Origin of the sequence: Pseudomonas sp. 1D4 (genome assembly GCF_001728925.1) — a bacterium.
Lineage (GTDB): Bacteria > Pseudomonadota > Gammaproteobacteria > Pseudomonadales > Pseudomonadaceae > Metapseudomonas > Metapseudomonas otitidis.
The window spans coordinates 1-1,073 of sequence record NZ_LXJQ01000122.1; the positions used below are offsets into that span (position 1 = coordinate 1).

The 1,073-nt window shown below is 65.5% G+C and carries 1 protein-coding gene and 1 pseudogene; both read right to left on the reverse strand.

Annotated elements, in window-relative coordinates; all coding sequences use genetic code 11:
- On the reverse strand, positions 1 to 511 hold a 511-nt coding region (locus A7D27_RS26830; protein WP_177343745.1), incomplete at its 3' end, for a substrate-binding domain-containing protein.
- 193 nt (positions 512 to 704) lie between these two features.
- Positions 705 to 1,073 (reverse strand): annotated as a pseudogene (locus A7D27_RS28460) (protein disulfide reductase); the annotation flags it as partial.

The window sequence follows — 1,073 nt, forward strand, 5'->3', positions numbered from 1 at the left end:
TGCCACGTTCGTAGACCACGGTGATCGGGCCGTTGGCGCTGCTGATCTGGTTCCAGTTGGTGATGCTGCCGGAGAAGATGCCGCACAGCTGGGGGCTGGTCAGGTTCAGCGAAGTGACGCTGGTTTTCTTGTAGGGGATGGTGACCGAGGTTATGGCGGAGGGGATCTGTATCAGCGGGCCCCAGTTGTTGGCATCGGTGGCGGGCACGGCCGGGGACTGGTGGGCACTCTTGTAGGCCGACAGTTCGGCGGCGCTCAGTATGGAGTCACTGCCGGCGTAGTCGACGGTGGTGCCGCTGGGCAGGTTGAGCTGGGTGGCGTCGTTGTTCAGCACGGCAGCCTTGCCGGCGCCGCTGCCCACGCCGATGTAGGCGTTGAAGCCGGACGGCAGCACGGTGGCGGTGTTGTACAGGTTCTGCGGCAGGGTGGCACCGCCACCGACGACGGCCGCCATGGCCTGGGCGGAACACAGGCCGGCGACGGCCAGGGAAACAGCGAGAGCATTGCGCATGAGGGATTCCTTTCTAGGTGCCAGGGACCGAGCCTGGTGCAGGCGGCTACCTGGTCGGGATCGTCCTGAAGGTCGTTTCCGCCGCGTGGCGGCAGGGTCAGCGGTCAATCGGCATTGAGCCTTGACTACCGAACCGGAGAACCGGCAATGGCGCGAGGCCATTGCCGGTTCTTGGGGCGAACCCGCGAGGGGCTTAGAGCGGACGGCCGATGCCGTTGCAGGCGCTGGTGTTGCCGATGGCCAGGGAACTGCCCGGCAGCGCGAAGGTGGTGCGGATGGCGTCTTTCCAGGCGGCGGTGAGCGGGATCAGCTTGTTGGCGACGATCTCGTCATCGTTGTTGCTGCTGGCGTTCAGGCCGTAGTGACGGTTGAGGAAGGTGCGGATGGCGATGGTGTCAGCGCGGTCCTTGTAGCACTGGCTGAACACCAGGTTGGTGTAGCCGACGATGCTGTAGCCGCTAGTGGGGTTGGCCAGCAACGGAACCCACTTCGACGGATCAGCGCGGTCTGCCGAGGCGGGCGGAGCGATGGTGCCCAGCGCGGTCGTGACATTGCCCACGGT